Source organism: Corynebacterium sp. CQ3829_602738, assembly GCF_054478435.1.
Genome location: NZ_CM137003.1, coordinates 2,361,967 through 2,377,597 on the forward strand (window position 1 = coordinate 2,361,967; position 15,631 = coordinate 2,377,597).

6 protein-coding genes, 3 rRNA genes and 1 pseudogene are annotated in these 15,631 nt (G+C 61.8%); 3 read left to right on the forward strand and 7 right to left on the reverse strand.

Annotation, left to right across the window (positions count from 1 at the left end; all coding sequences use genetic code 11):
* Positions 1-93 precede the first annotated feature (93 nt).
* The 3 genes and pseudogenes from ACX1NL_RS11305 to ACX1NL_RS11315 form a co-directional block, all read left to right on the forward strand.
* A complete protein-coding gene (locus ACX1NL_RS11305; protein WP_458898207.1) occupies positions 94-1,866 on the forward strand; it encodes a penicillin-binding transpeptidase domain-containing protein in 1,773 nt (590 codons plus the stop codon).
* A 470-nt stretch (positions 1,867-2,336) separates the two neighbouring features.
* Positions 2,337-3,239 (forward strand): transposase, encoded by a 903-nt coding sequence (locus tag ACX1NL_RS11310; RefSeq protein WP_087117185.1) that lies wholly within the window; start codon positions 2,337-2,339, stop codon positions 3,237-3,239.
* Positions 3,145-3,489, forward strand: a pseudogene (locus ACX1NL_RS11315) (integrase core domain-containing protein); the annotation flags it as partial. The gene ACX1NL_RS11310 and the pseudogene ACX1NL_RS11315, both read left to right, overlap by 95 nt.
* Before the next feature lie 333 nt (positions 3,490-3,822).
* Here the strand turns inward: ACX1NL_RS11315 and eccB are convergent.
* From eccB to ACX1NL_RS11350, 7 genes are all read right to left on the reverse strand, one after another.
* Positions 3,823-5,118 (reverse strand): type VII secretion protein EccB, encoded by a 1,296-nt coding sequence (eccB, locus tag ACX1NL_RS11320; protein WP_458898208.1) that lies wholly within the window; start codon positions 5,116-5,118, stop codon positions 3,823-3,825.
* Between the two features lie 98 nt (positions 5,119-5,216).
* Positions 5,217-7,376, reverse strand: coding sequence for a DUF6541 family protein (locus ACX1NL_RS11325; RefSeq protein WP_458898209.1), 2,160 nt, complete (start codon positions 7,374-7,376; stop codon positions 5,217-5,219).
* A 48-nt stretch (positions 7,377-7,424) separates the two neighbouring features.
* Positions 7,425-8,252, reverse strand: a complete 828-nt coding sequence (locus ACX1NL_RS11330) for a tRNA pseudouridine synthase A (protein WP_458898210.1) — start codon at positions 8,250-8,252, stop codon at positions 7,425-7,427.
* 59 nt (positions 8,253-8,311) lie between these two features.
* A complete protein-coding gene (locus ACX1NL_RS11335; protein ID WP_458898199.1) occupies positions 8,312-9,550 on the reverse strand; it encodes an IS256 family transposase in 1,239 nt (412 codons plus the stop codon).
* A gap of 368 nt (positions 9,551-9,918) precedes the next feature.
* Positions 9,919-10,036 (reverse strand): 5S ribosomal RNA (rrf, locus tag ACX1NL_RS11340).
* Positions 10,037-10,207: 171 nt separating this feature from the next.
* Positions 10,208-13,288, reverse strand: a 23S ribosomal RNA gene (locus ACX1NL_RS11345).
* 402 nt (positions 13,289-13,690) lie between these two features.
* Positions 13,691-15,207: ribosomal RNA gene (locus ACX1NL_RS11350) — 16S ribosomal RNA — on the reverse strand.
* The 16S, 23S and 5S rRNA genes sit together here, the layout of an rRNA operon.
* Positions 15,208-15,631: the final 424 nt, after the last annotated feature.

Consider the following 15,631-nt stretch of genomic DNA (forward strand, 5'->3'; position numbering starts at 1 on the left):
TCCCCGCCGAACAGGCGATATTCGTCTCCCGACTGGCCGGAAGTCGTGCGGGAACGTGGTAGCGGTGAGCCCGTGGGCCTAATCTCATCCGGCATGACCACCCGCACCACTGTCCGTGTCTCCGCCCTGCTCGCCGCTACGGCGCTCGCGCTCTCCTCCTGCACCGTGCCCTGGTTCCGGGACGCGGTGGACGAGTTCGTCGCCGCCTTCAACGCCGGTGACGACGCCGGTGCCGCCACACTCAGCGACGATCCCGCCCGGGCCGCAGCCGACCTGGAGCAGCTGCGCGCGGGCATCGGCGGGACCAGCGTGGAACTGGACGCCGGCGGCGAGGAGGACGGCGCCACCGAGATCACCGCCACCTGGACCGTCCCGAATGGCGATGAGTCCACTACCACCGGGACGATCACCCTCTCCGAACAGGACAGCGACCTCATCACCTGGGACAAGCGGATCTTCTCCACGGAGCTGAACGGGGACAGCCGCTTCCTCTACTCCGACGACAAGACCTTCACTCTGCCGGTGACCGACCGCAACGGCACCGACATCCTGTCCTGGACACCTGTCACCGTCGTCTCCGCGGGCCCGGAGCTGATCCCGCGGGCCGGGGAGATCGCCGCCGCCGTCCGCCCGGTCGTGCCGACCTCCACCGCCGAATCCGTCACCGCCCAGATCGAGTCCGGGGACGGCTCCCCGGTGGGGCTGTTCACCCTCCGAGAGCGGGACTTCGCCGTGATAGGGGACGCCCTGCGGGCGATCAAGGGACTGGACCTGCGGGAGGAGGGCCGCATGCTCGGCCCCACCCGGGACACTGCCTCCCCGGTGGACGGCGGCCTGCGCGACTACTGGTCGGAGAAGATCACGGCCGACGCCGGCTGGACCCTCCAGGCCACCTCCCCCACCGGCACGACCATCCTGGGGCAGGTGGAACCGGAGGAGAGCGAACCCGTGCGCACCACGATGGACCTCGGGGTGCAGACGGCCGCGAAGCGGGCCCTGGAGCCGATCGAGCAGCCCGCGGCGATCGTCGCCCTCAGCGCCTCCACCGGCGGGGTTATCGCCGTCGCGCAGAACGACGCCGCCGACGCCCTCGGCCCCGTCTCGCTGAGCGGGCTGTACCCGCCCGGCTCCACCTTCAAGACGGTGACCACCGCCGCCGCCCTCGAACGCGGCACCGTGGTACCCGACTCCACCGTCGCCTGCCCCGCCACCGCGGAGATCGATGGCCGCGTCATCCCCAACGACGGCAACTTCGCCCTCGGGGACGTCTCCATGACGCAGGCCTTCGCCCAGTCCTGCAACACCACCCAGGGTTTCATCTCCCAGGATCTGGAGCCGGACGACATGAGGAACACGGCGGCGCGTCTCGGACTGGGCGTGGACTTCACCGCGCCCGGCATGAACTCGGTGACCGGCTCCGTCCCCGTCACCGAGCCCGGCGCGGCCCGGGTGGAGGCCGCCATCGGCCAGGGCGAGGTCCTCTCCTCCCCCTTCGGGCTGGCCGTCATGGAGGCCTCCCTGGGCAACAACGGCCGGATGGTGCTGCCGACCCTGATCCAGGGTGAGGAGACCACCGCCGATCAGGACCCCGAGCCGCTCGACCCGGCGACAGTGCGGGCCCTGCGCGCGATGATGGCGGAGACGGTGGACTCCGGGACCGCCGCCAGCCTGAGCGACATCCACGGTCTCGGCGGCAAGACCGGGACCGCGGAGGTCGGGGGCAACCGGCCCGCCCACGGCTGGTTCGCCGGCATCAAGGGTGACCTGGCGTTCTGCACCTTCGTCGCCGGGGCGGAGTCCTCGGGACCGGCGGTGGCGGCCACGGGCCGTTTCCTGCGCGATGACGCGATGTCGGAGTGGCGCTGAGCGGACCCCATCACCCGGGCCAACGCTCACGTCGATCCCCCAAAAGTAGTATTAGTGCAGGTCAGCCCCATTCAGGGGGCGGAAGAGGACGTTCCGGACAAAAGTCCGCAATACCTCGGGTGGTCACGTCAACTTCTGCGTTAAAAAATGAGGAGTCGTTCACTGTCGGTCAACATATTCGAGAAGGTAACCCGGTGTTTTCACGGGAAGCCGACTGACACGTGGTGAAGATCCAAGGAAAGTGACCATTGACCAGGCAAATTAGTAGTTGTTGATGTCACAATTTGCCTGCTCGAAGGGATCACCTTCAGGGTGAAGACTACCAGCTTCCATGTCGGTACCCCGCTCCTGCTCAACTGTGCTCGAACGCCGGACTCATGTTATTGGCCGCCACCGCCGACGCCGTCAAAGTCGCCGATGCCATCGACGTGGAACTGGCCGAGTGACAGAACCCGAACCTGCTGCACACCATGACCGCACTGGCCCTGGCACTGGCCCTCAGCGGGGACGACGCAGGCGATGTTGATCTCCTGGGCCCGTTGGTGGCCACCGGCCTGGTCGACCAGGTGCCGTCGCACTCCACGGTGCACCGCCGCCGCAAGGAACTCGCCGACCACGACGACGAAGCTGCCGGTGCCGGCACAACCGCGGTGCTGGCCGGCATGAAAACAGCCCGTACCGCGGACTGGACCGCCTGCGGTGCCCGCAACCCCGCCGCCGCGGCCAGCACCGATGCTCCGTTGGTTCTGGACCTGGACGCGACGGAAATCCTCGCCCACTCAGACAAGGAAAAAGCGGCCCCGACCTGGAAGAAGCACTACGGGTTCCACCCGCTGTGCGCGATCATCGACCACGGCGACGGGCTGACCGGTGAACCCGCAGCCGTCCTGCTGCGTCCGGACAACGTCGGCTCGAATACCGCCGACGACCACAAGGACGTCCTCGACCAGGCCTTGGCCGCGATCCCCAACCGCGTCGATGGTCAGGAGTGGGGGAAGCGTTTGCTGATACGCACGGATTCCGCCGGCGGATCCCAGGCCTTTCTGGGACACCTCAACCAACAAGGCCTGGCGTATTCGGTGGGGTTGCCGGTGACCTGGCAGATCGGCGACATCGCCTCCACGCTCGGCGAGGGCATCAAACAAGGCATCATCCGCGCGGGCGGTACGGTCAGCGACACCACGGACGCTTATGTCGCAGACATCACTTCCCGGATGCGATCCTGGGCCGGGGAAGCACTGGGCATTAACCTCGACAAATACCCCACAGATATGCGGATTATCATCCGAAGCCCCGACGATGGCCTGGAAGGTACGAGGAGACCTGAATGGGGCGATTTTCCACTCGGATCACGGCAGTGTTTATACCTCTGAGCAGTACCGGAGGTTGTGTGAGTAGTTCGGCGTCACCCAGTCGATGGGAGCGATCGGGACGAGTGCGGATAACTCGTTGGCGGAGTCGTTCAACGCGTCACTGAAGCGGGAAGTCCTTCAGGATGAGCCTGTTTTTCCAAGTCAGCTGGTGTGCCGCCGGGATGTGTTTCGGTGGTGCACCCGGTACAACACGAAACGTTTGCACTCATGGTCCGGCTACCGCTCGCCGAATGCCTTTGAAGCCGCCTGATTAGCTGCACTGACTATCATGATCACCGCCTCCGCGGAACCGCAGGGAGGGGCCGTCGACCCGCTGCGGGCTGTCTCATTCGTCGAACGCGAGCAGAGAGCCGACACCACACCGCTGCGTGCACGCCCAATTGAGACCATTGATTCCGCTGCCCCACACCGAAGCAGTTTCACGGTGGCAAGCGTCGTGCTCGTCGCCGCCCTTGCTGTCGCAGTGGGCGCTTTTCGACGGATACTCCTCCAGGGCCGGCCCCGGCATCGCTCCATTCACCACGGTTAAAACTCGCCGCGAGGGTGGAGCGCCGAGACCAGATTGGCTGGCGCGGCAGCGCTATCAGTAGGTCGCGGTCAGCGCTGCCTCGCGTGTGAGGTCCGGGCCTTCGGGCAGGAGGCTGAGGATGCTCCACGGAACGGTGTCCACGTGCAGTGCGCCGACGACATCGAGGTTGTCCCTGGTATCCACCAGATGGCGCTGACCTGAAGCGGACACAACGTGGTAGCCGGCACCGGTGTCGACGCCGACAGCACCGGAGGCTAAGCCGACGAAATGGGTCGCGGGGCTATCACCGGACAGCTCGACCGATCCTGCGGTCAAGACATCCGAATCTGGGGCAACGAGTGCAACAGAGCCTGACTCCGTCACGCACACGGCCGATCCTTGTGGATCAACCCACTCCGGCGCTTTCTCCGGAACGGCGATATCTAGCGGGACTTGGGCATCCGGATACGCGGCGATCTGGGAGGGGGAAGAGGTTGAGGTGGGGGCGGCGGCGTCGATAAGCAACTGCTTCTGCAATTCCGAAACGGGCTGAATGCCGCCGTGCTGTGTGACAGCCCATGCTTCATCGGTGCCGTCGGCGAGCAACAGGCGCGGCAATGGGTGCGGCAGGCGGACCGGCGGAAGTTCGCGGATCGCGGACAGCACCGGCGCGCTGATGTCTGCGCGGACGACCCGCGCGTCGATGCCCAGGGCGCGTCGGATCAGCCTGCCCTGTGCATCGCTGTCTGACGGAAGTTTTGCGCGCCCCTCATTGGTGAGCATCCACTCGGTCCCGCCCTGGGTTACCGCGACAGCCTGACCGTCGGCGAGCTGCTGCACCGGTTCCCCGGCGACAACCGTGACACGCTCCTGCCCCTCGCACGCCGACCACGCAGCATCCTCCGCGTCGCCCGGCGCGAACATCGCCGGCGCCGTGGCGATGCCCAACGGCACACCGCGCGGCATCTCGGTGAGCCGCTCCTCCCCCACGCGCTGCGGCTCCTCCGCGCTGCCTGCGATCAGACGTGCCGACGTCAGGTTCGTCACCGGGTGCACCACCTCCCCGACCCGCACGTACATCGCCCCGTCGTTGGCCCGCAGAATCGCCGCCGCGCCCGGATCCGGATTCGGCCGCAACCACGCGAACAGCCCTGAACCCGCCGCGATGAGCGCCACCGCGACAATCCCGAAGATCGCCGAACGCCGCCTCGCCGCCAACGGATCATGAATCATCCGGATATCCCCGTAGATGAGCCCGTGCTCCACGCGCCGGCGCATGAAACGGTGCCCGGACACCTGTGAACGCGTCGTCGGCAACAGCCTGCGCGCCTGCTTTGTCTCCCCCGAAATGGCATGAGTGTGCTGAGCCATGTGGACGCCCCCCGTCGATTAGCAATGGCTTCTTTAAACGACGCTAAGCGCATGCGGGGCGGGCTTCAACCCGAAAATGCGCACTGAAATGCGCAACGCTATTCGACGTCCGCGGCCGCCAGCTCCTCACTCGTCGGAGTCAGCTCAGGCAGTTCGGTGGAGCCGCCGTTGGCGACGGCGTCGCGCTGGAGTTCCTTGATCTCAGCTGGGGTGAGCTGCGCGTTGACGGCGAAGATGGTCACGCGGCCGCGCTGGTAGACGGGCGTGACGCCGGGGGTGGTCCACAGGGCCTTGTCCACCTGCCAGTTCTTGGGCCCGGGCCAAAAGGTGTTGCCGGAGGAGACGATGAAGCGGACGCCCAGGTCGGCAGCGGCGTCGTCGGCGGGCGATTTCTCGTTCGGTCGGCCGCGTTCACCGGCGCCGAGCTGGCCGGCGCGGTCGGCGAGCAGGTTCGAGTCGACGCCCATCCCGCCGTTGGGCCACAGGTAGTGGCGGGCGACGGTGGGGACGCCGTTGATGGCATAGGCCCAGGAGTAGCCGTCGGTGGATTCACCCATAACGAGCCCCTCCTGCGCTTCCGGTCGGGAGCCGAGCCACGCATAGGCGGTCATCTGGTCGTCGTCGACCATGCGGTCGTTGAGGCGGGAGGCGTCGAATGACATTTCGGCGCCGTCGACGGCGACGGTGGTCGCCCAGGCGCCAGCACCCCACCCGGTCAGCGCAGCGAGCACGGCTGATGCGAGCGAGGTGCCCCACACCCACGGGCGGGTGCCGTAGCGGGCGGCGATGGGCGCGAGCGTGAAGACGCGGATGATCACGGCCGCACCGACGGCAGCACCGGCGATGACGGTCAGCGCCACAACGGTGACGATGCGGTGCGCCGAGTTGTAGTGCGGCGCGCCCAGCATGGTCAAAAGCGGTTCCCACATCCCGTCGAACGGGTGCAGCGCGTGCGCGGTGGTGGCCACCATGATCCCGTAGAACACCGGCGCCCAGACCTGCCCTCGCCACACCACCATGGCGATGGCACCGAAACCGGCGAGCCACAGCAAGATGGTGGGGTCGAAATCGGGGAAGAACTCGCCCACGTGGCGGGTCTCCATCATGAACGCCTTGTCCCAGGCCTCCTCAGCGGTGACATTCTCACGCGCGTCCCAGGTGTTCACTTCCCCCGACTGAGCCTGGCCGGCGAGCAGCTGCGGGAGGAACGCCACCGTCGCGCCAAGCGCCGGGATGGCCAACCAGAGGACATCGCCGACGCGCGAGCGGTCCGGGCGCCACACCAGGTACGTCGCCCAGTACAGCAGGACGGCGAGCACCACCACGAGTACGGCCGACGGGTGGACCTGCATCATGCCCAGGAAGGCGAACAGCGTCGGCAGGGCCAGTGCCCGGTAACGCGGCACCTGGTGGAACAGTGCGATGACGAGGCCGGACAGGCCGATCGCGACGATGTAGGGGCGCATGCCCACAAAATCGCCGATCCATACCAAGACCGGAGCCGCGTACACACCGATGGCGGCCAAGCCCGCGGCGATCTGCGCGACCATGCCGTGGCCGCGCGCCATCGCCCATGCCAGTCCCGCGGCGCCGGCGGGCAGGGCGAGACTCGGGAGAACGATCGATGCCAAGTTCACTGCCTCCACAGGGGCGAGGCCGCCAGCTTTGGCGAACAGCGCGGTCGCGGCGTGGAACGCGGACGGGTAGAACAGGTCGATGTGCGTTTCAGGGTTCTGCAGCTCGCCCATCCGGGTGGGTGAGGCGATGCCTTCTTCCATGATGAAACGCACGGCATTGACGTGCCATTGGATGTCCCAGCCCTGGACAATATTGTTCAGCTGGCCAGGCACCTTCGACTGGAGTTCGAGCTGTTTCGCGATCAGCATCCACACGCCGGCCACAACACCGGCGCCGGGGAGCACCCACGACGGGTCGGCGATGCTGCCGCGCCGCCAGTCACCCGGCCACAGGGCGCGCACCCAGTTCTTCGCGGCGCGCTTTTTCGCCCGTCGCGCGAATGCGTAGCGCCACCCGGCCGCCAGGCACAGCATGAGCACTAAGAACACGATGAAGGACGGCCACCCGAAGCGGATTCCCATCGCGCCGTACAGCCAGCTGCCCAGCCCGACGATGCCGAAGGTCGCGGGCAAGGATGCCGCAGCGGCAGCGGGCAGTTTCGCGCCCGCGACCCACGCGAAGATGAGTCCCGGCAGGGTGAACACAGCGATGGCCAGCCACACGGCGCCGACTGCATCCATGCGTTCTACCTCCGGGCAACTCTTTCGGACGATTCCTGCCCAAGCAGTTTATTCCGTTGCACGGGGTGACTCGGAGTGCACCTCCGAAGCGTCGCGCCGGTCGCGCGTCACCGTCGCACGAGCTGCGAGTTCGTCGTCCGCCGGATAGTCAATGCGCATCAAGGTCAACCCGTTTGCGGGTGCCAGGCGCACCGCCGGCGAGCGCTCCTTCGCCCCCAGCAGTGCGGCAGCCCAGTCGTCGTCACGCTTGCCGGAACCGACGTCGAGACAGGTCGCCACGAGCGCGCGGACCATGTGCCAACAGAACGCATCGGCGACAATGACCGCCTCGTAGAGTTCCGGTTCCTCGTCGGTGGAGATGTCACGCCATTCGAAGGAGTGGACTTTCCGGATCGTGGTGGCGTGCGGGCGCGCTTTGCAGAATGCGGCGAAATCATGCAGCCCCACCACCGCATTCGCGAACTGCTGCGCGGCGTCGAGGTCCACTTTCTTCGGCCACACGGCGGTGTCGCGCACGCGCAGAGGCAATGCCCCGCCGTCCGCGGTGGTCACCCGGTAGCGGTACGTGCGCGTCAACGCGGAGAAACGCGCGTCGAAGCCGTCGGGCGCGGCGGACACAGCCGAAACACGCACATCAGGCTCAAGCATTTTCGCTAATCGACGCACCAACCGCCCCGGATCCCCCTCAATCGACCGCTGGTCCAGCGATGCCACTGGGATATCCGCATGCGCCACTTGACCGGAGGCGTGCACCCCCGCATCCGTTCGGCCCGCCACGGTCAGCTCCGCCGGGTAGCGCAGGATCAAGCTCAAGGCGTTCTCAAGCACGCCCTGCACCGTGCGGAGCTCCTCCCCGCGGGATGGTGTCTGGGTCAAGTCCCGTGTAGTGGTGTAGCCGTTGGTGCTTTCGGCTCGGTATGAAGTTCGGTGTTTGGTTAGGCGGTTAGCTGGTGGTGGTCACCATGGTCGTCTCCTGTGCGGTGCATGAGGTGTTTGGTTTGTTCGAGTGCGGATAGTGACATGTAGCGTTTTTGCTGGATCCAATCGTCGTGCTGCTCGGCAAGAACCGCCCCGACAAGCCGGATGATCGATTCCCGATTCGGGAAGATGCCCACAACGTCGGTGCGCCGGCGGATTTCTCTGTTTAACCGCTCGGTGGGGTTGTTCGACCACACCTTTGTCCAGACCGGTTTCGGCGCTGCGGTAAACGCCAGCACTTCATCGAGGGATTCCTCCAGATACGCCGAAACTTGTGGGAATTTCGGTTCTAATAGATCGACCACTTCGCGGGCTTGGGCCCAGGTGGAATCAGCGTCAGGTTGCTGGAAGATGGTCTGGAACATTGCTGAAACCATCGGCCACTGGGTCTTGGGGACTTTCTCGTAGAGGTTCTTCGCGAAATGGGTGCGGCAGCGCTGCCACGACGCATCGGGCAGCACTTCAGATATCGCGTGCTGAATACCTTCGTGGGCGTCACTGGTGATTAGGAAGACGCCGGTCAGTCCCCGGGCTTTCAGGTCCTGGAAGAAGCCCTTCCAGGAGGCATTCGACTCGGCCGTGGCGACGTGCATGCCGAGCATTTCGCGATACCCGTCGGCGTTGACCCCGGTAGCTAGCAGCACGGAGCATTTGACCACACGGCCGCCTTCGCGCACTTTGATCGTCAACGCGTCGCACGACAAGTAGGCGTAGCCGCCGGGATCGAGTGGGCGGTTTTTGAAATCGGCGACCATCTCGTCGAGTTCTTCCGCCATGCGTGAGACTTGCGATTTCGACAGGTTGTTAATCCCCAGCGTGGCAACGAGGTCGTTCATTCTGCGGGTGGAGACCCCCTTGAGGTAGCACGTGGCAATCACCGTTGATAGTGCGCGTTCCGCACGCGAACGGCGTTCTAACAGCCAGTCCGGGAAGAACGCGCCGTGGCGCAGCTTCGGTACTGCCACATCGATCGTGCCGACACGGGTGTCGAGCTCGCGGTGGCGGTACCCGTTGCGGTGGTTGACCCGCTGTTCAGAAGCGACGCCGTATTCGGCGCCGCAGACGGTGTCGGCCTGGGCGGAGAGGATCTGGTTGATAAACCCTTGCAGCATCTGCCGCATCAGATCCGGGGAGGCTTGGGCGAGCAGATCATCCAGGTAGGTTGCAGGGTCGATAGAATGTGGTGCAGCGGTCATCGTCATGTGCCTTTTGGTGAGATGTGGTAGTTGAGTCGAAAGGTTACCGACGGTGGCCGCCCCACTATTTCGCAGGGCCCACCATCAGCAAGCGTTACACCACACTAAGGGACGCAACCTGTAAAAGTCGTCCGATCGAGGTGTGTTTGTGCTGGTCGCGGCAAAGGGCAGGTGGCGATGTCGCCGAGTTTTACACACCCTGGGTGTGCACCCATCGTTGGTGCGGGTGTGGGTGTCCGCAATGCGGACAGCTGTGTAGGCCACCCCACCAGCCGGCACCTGTAAAGGTTCGGGCATGACAAAAGCAAAGGCACCCGCCGCACAAACCATGGGGGTTTGTGTGGCGGGTGCTGTGTGTGAAGTTGTTGGGTCGGCGGTAACCTACTCTCCCACTCCCTCCCGGGGGCAGTACCATCGGCGCGGGCGGGCTTAGCTTCCGGGTTCGGAATGGGACCGGGCGTTTCCCCGCCGCCATCAACCACCGACACACCTTTTGGGGCGTGTACGGCTGATCATGTCAGCAGTATGCAATTGAATTTTCGGCCAACACCGTGTGTGGTGTTGGTGTGTTGTGTCAGTGACTGCACAGTGGACGCAAGTGTTTTGCTTTGTTGTGTTGTTTCGCGGTGTTCACACCCATGTGATTGGTGTGTGGCGAAGTGTGTTTATTGGTGTATTAGTACCGGTCGCCTCCACACATTACTGTGCTTCCAGGTCCGGCCTATCAACCCAGTCGTCTTCTGGGAACCTCAAATGAAACCTCATCTTAAAACAGGCTTCCCGCTTAGATGCTTTCAGCGGTTATCCCTCCCGTACGTAGCCAACCAGCCGTGCTCCTGGCGGAACAACTGGCACACTAGAGGTACGTCCGTCCCGGTCCTCTCGTACTAGGGACAGCCTTCTTCAAGTTTCAACGCGCGCGGCGGATAGAGACCGAACTGTCTCACGACGTTCTGAACCCAGCTCGCGTGCCGCTTTAATGGGCGAACAGCCCAACCCTTGGGACCTACTCCAGCCCCAGGATGCGACGAGCCGACATCGAGGTGCCAAACCATCCCGTCGATATGGACTCTTGGGGAAGATCAGCCTGTTATCCCCGGGGTACCTTTTATCCGTTGAGCGACACCACATCCACAAGTAGGTGCCGGATCACTAGTCCCGACTTTCGTCCCTGCTCGACTAGTCAGTCTCGCAGTCAAGCTCCCTTGTGCACTTACACTCTGAACACCTGATTGCCAACCAGGCTGAGGGAACCTTTGGGCGCCTCCGTTACATTTTGGGAGGCAACCGCCCCAGTTAAACTACCCACCAGGCACTGTCCCCAACCCAGATCATGGGCCAAGGTTAGATATCCACTACGGTCAGAGTGGTATTTCAACAACGACTCCACACACACTGGCGTGCATGCTTCACAGTCTCCCACCTATCCTACACAAACCGCACCGAATGCCAATACCAAGCTATAGTGAAGGTCCCGGGGTCTTTTCGTCCTGCCGCGCGAAACGAGCATCTTTACTCGTACTGCAATTTCACCGGGCCTGTGGTTGAGACAGCAGGGGAGTCGTTACGCCATTCGTGCAGGTCGGAACTTACCCGACAAGGAATTTCGCTACCTTAGGATGGTTATAGTTACCACCGCCGTTTACTGGGGCTTAAATTCTCCGCTTCGGACATGACGTCCTAACAGGTCCTCTTAACCTTCCAGCACCGGGCAGGCGTCAGTCCGTATACATCAACTTAACCGTCTTCGCACGGACCTGTGTTTTTGATAAACAGTCGCTCCCCTCTCTTCTCTGCGACCCACACCAGCTGCCGCACGTGAAGTGCTTGACTAGTGCAGGTCCCCCTTCTCCCGAAGTTACGGGGGCATTTTGCCGAGTTCCTTAACCACAGTTCACCCGCTCGCCTGAGTATTTTCTACCTGACCACCTGTGTCGGTTATGGGTACGGGCCGTATACGCACATCGCTAGAGGCTTTTCTCGGCAGTCCAGGATCACCAACATCACCCAACTATGGGCTACGCATCACGCCTCACACAAAAAACACCAGGATTTACCATGGTGTCGTGCCACACGCTTGCACCGCAATCCAATCAGCGGCTCGGCTACCTCACTGCGTCACCCCATCACTGACCTACAACGGATCAGGCCCCACGCATCACCGCCAACCAACCATCCTAAAAGGATGGCAACGGTCGGCGGGTCAGGGTGGTTAGTATCACCGCTTCGATACTGGGCGCGCATATACGGGTACGGGAATATCAACCCGTTAACCATCGACTACGCCTGTCGGCCTCGCCTTAGGACCCGACTCACCCTGGGAAGACGAACTTGACCCAGGAACCCTTAGTCATCCGGCGGGCAAGATTCTCACTTGCCATTCGTTACTCATGCCTGCATTCTCACTCGCATGCAGTCCACCGCTCCTTCCGGTACGGCTTCACCCCACACACGACGCTCCCCTACCCAACAGAAAACTGTTGCCGCGGCTTCGGCGGTGTGCTTGAGCCCCACTACATTGTCGGCGCGGAACCACTCGACCAGTGAGCTATTACGCACTCTTTCAAGGATGGCTGCTTCTAAGCCAACCTCCTGGCTGTCTTCGCGATCCCACATCCTTTTCCACTTAGCACACCCTTAGGGGCCTTAACCGGCGATCTGGGCTGTTTCCCTCTCGACTATGAAGCTTATCCCCCACAGTCTCACTGCAATGCACCACTTCACCGGTATTCGGAGTTTGGCTGACGTCGCTAAGATGATAGTCCCGCTCAACCAACCAGTAGCTCTACCTCCGGCAAGCTCACATCACGCTGCACCTAAATGCATTTCGGGGAGAACCAGCTATCACGGAGTTTGATTGGCCTTTCACCCCTACCCACAGCTCATCCCCTCAGTTTTCAACCTAAGTGGGTTCGCGCCTCCACAACCTCTTACAGCTGCTTCACACTGGCCATGGGTAGATCACCCCGCTTCGGGTCCAGGACATGCCACTTGCCACCCTATTCGGATTCGCTTTCGCTACGACTACCCCACAATCGGGTTAACCTCGCGACATGCCGCTGACTCGCAGGCTCATTCTTCAAAAGGCACGCCATCACACACAAACGGTGCTCTGACGGATTGTAAGCGCATGGTTTCAGGAACTCTTTCACTCCCCTCCCGGGGTACTTTTCACCATTCCCTCACGGTACTTAATTCACTATCGGTCACACTGAGTATTTAGGCTTACCGGGTGGTCCCGGCAGATTCACAGCAGATTCCACGAGCCCGCTGCTACTCGGGGAAAAACACAAACAACACAACCACACACACCTTCACGTACAGGACTTTTCACCTACTCCGGCGCACCATCCCAGATGCTTCCGCTGATGTATATGCATTGCGCGTGCAGTTGACAGCCTGCACCATTTGCGCCCCACAACACCGCACACGCAACCCCTGCCAGGTATCACACGCACACGGTTTAGCCTCATCCGCTATCGCTCGCCACTACACACGGAATCACAATTGTTTTCTTCTCCTACGGGTACTGAGATGTTTCACTTCCCCGCGTCAACCCCCACACAGACTATGTATTCACCTGCGGGTAACACCACACAACTGGTGCTGGGTTTCCCCATTCGGACATCCTCGGATCAACGCTTTGTTGGCAACTCCCCGAGGCATAACGCAGCCTCACACGTCCTTCATCGGCTCAGCATGCCAAGGCATCCACCATACGCCCGTAACAAAACACACGGACACACAAACAATCAAGGTACAAACACCAAAACACAAAAAAGAAAGATACTCGCGTCCACTATACAGTTCTCACACAACACAACCCCCACACACAACCAACCACAACCAACGTGGCCAGCCCACATGAGAGCCCAACAGGAACAACCTTGTGCTGCCCCAGACACCCAACAGTGCACCAACGCATACTCTTTTGTCACGCAAACCGGTGTGACCACCAACCAGGCACCATGTGAGCACAACCCCTTCTCAGCCCAGCCGCACCACCATCCAGACGGTGCCACCATGACCTTCAGGTGTGTCTCCACCCGGCAAAATACTTTCGTGGCAGTCGCACACTCGGCGACTCAACCACACAAAACAACACCCACAACTGTGGGCACACAAATAAAAGCTCCTTAGAAAGGAGGTGATCCAGCCGCACCTTCCGGTACGGCTACCTTGTTACGACTTCGTCCCAATCGCCGATCCCACCTTCGACAGCTCCCATGACAGGCCACTGGCTTCGGGTGTTACCAACTTTCATGACGTGACGGGCGGTGTGTACAAGGCCCGGGAACGTATTCACCGCAGCGTTGCTGATCTGCGATTACTAGCGACTCCGACTTCATGGGGTCGAGTTGCAGACCCCAATCCGAACTACGACCGGCTTTACAGCGATTAGCTCACCCTCACAGGCTCGCAGACGCGTTGTACCGACCATTGTAGCATGTGTGAAGCCCTGGACATAAGGGGCATGATGATTTGACGTCATCCCCACCTTCCTCCGAGTTAACCCCGGCAGTCTCTCACGAGTCCCCACCATAACGTGCTGGCAACATAAGACAAGGGTTGCGCTCGTTGCGGGACTTAACCCAACATCTCACGACACGAGCTGACGACAACCATGCACCACCTGTACACCAACCACAAAGGGAAAGACCATCTCTGGCCCGGTCTGGTGTATGTCAAGCCCAGGTAAGGTTCTTCGCGTTGCATCGAATTAATCCACATGCTCCGCCGCTTGTGCGGGCCCCCGTCAATTCCTTTGAGTTTTAGCCTTGCGGCCGTACTCCCCAGGCGGGGCGCTTAATGCGTTAGCTACGGCACGAACCCCGTGGAAGGGACTCACACCTAGCGCCCACCGTTTACGGCATGGACTACCAGGGTATCTAATCCTGTTCGCTACCCATGCTTTCGCTCCTCAGCGTCAGTTACTGCCCAGAGACCTGCCTTCGCCATCGGTGTTCCTCCTGATATCTGCGCATTCCACCGCTACACCAGGAATTCCAGTCTCCCCTACAGCACTCAAGTTATGCCCGTATCGCCTGCAGTCCCGCAGTTAAGCTGCGGGCTTACACAAACGACGCGACAAACCACCTACGAGCTCTTTACGCCCAGTAATTCCGGACAACGCTCGCACCCTACGTATTACCGCGGCTGCTGGCACGTAGTTAGCCGGTGCTTCTTCTCCAGGTACCGTCACTTGCGCTTCGTCCCTAGCGAAAGGAGTTTACAACCCGAAGGCCGTCATCCCCCACGCGGCGTCGCTGCATCAGGCTTGCGCCCATTGTGCAATATTCCCCACTGCTGCCTCCCGTAGGAGTCTGGGCCGTATCTCAGTCCCAATGTGGCCGTACACCCTCTCAGGCCGGCTACCCGTCGACGCCTTGGTAGGCCATTACCCCACCAACAAGCTGATAGGCCGCGAGCTCATCCCACACCGAAAAAACTTTCCACAATGGCATCCAAACCATCGTCCTATCCGGTATTAGACCCAGTTTCCCAGGCTTATCCCGAAGTGCAGGGCAGATCACCCACGTGTTACTCACCCGTTCGCCACTCGAGTACCCCTGCAAGCAGGAGCCTTTCCGTTCGACTTGCATGTGTTAAGCACGCCGCCAGCGTTCATCCTGAGCCAGGATCAAACTCTCCACAAAAACAGTTTCAGCAGAAACAGGCCGTGAAAAGCCCAAACCCAACCAAAAACAAACCAACCAACACAAAATGCTGGACTGGCAAAATCCAAAAATTACAAAGGTTCAAACAACCAACCCCCAACCCGACGGGGTCAAAACAAAGGGGGTCGGCCAAAAAATATACGTGAAACATGTTCAACCACACCCCACGCACACTATGAACCAAACAGATGACGCGATTAGTCATTGGAATTCAACCACGCCACCACCGGCACACACCCACAAAAAGGCACACACCACACAGTGCACAAAACAAGGCAGGCAAACACACCCACGCAACAAAAGTACATTGGCACACTATCGAGTTCTCAAACAACACCAGCACACCCAAACCAACCCACACAACAGTGAGCCAGCCTCAAGTGACTTTGGAATCTGCCAGCGA

Excerpts from the sequence above, each read along its gene's own strand:
- ACX1NL_RS11305 (WP_458898207.1), top strand. The coding sequence starts at position 94 with ATGACCACCCGCACCACTGTCCGTGTCTCCGCCCTGCTCGCCGCTACG.
- ACX1NL_RS11310 (WP_087117185.1), top strand. The coding sequence starts at position 2,337 with ATGACCGCACTGGCCCTGGCACTGGCCCTCAGCGGGGACGACGCAGGC.
- eccB (WP_458898208.1), bottom strand. The coding sequence starts at position 5,118 with ATGGCTCAGCACACTCATGCCATTTCGGGGGAGACAAAGCAGGCGCGC.
- ACX1NL_RS11325 (WP_458898209.1), bottom strand. The coding sequence starts at position 7,376 with ATGGATGCAGTCGGCGCCGTGTGGCTGGCCATCGCTGTGTTCACCCTG.
- ACX1NL_RS11335 (WP_458898199.1), bottom strand. The coding sequence starts at position 9,550 with ATGACCGCTGCACCACATTCTATCGACCCTGCAACCTACCTGGATGAT.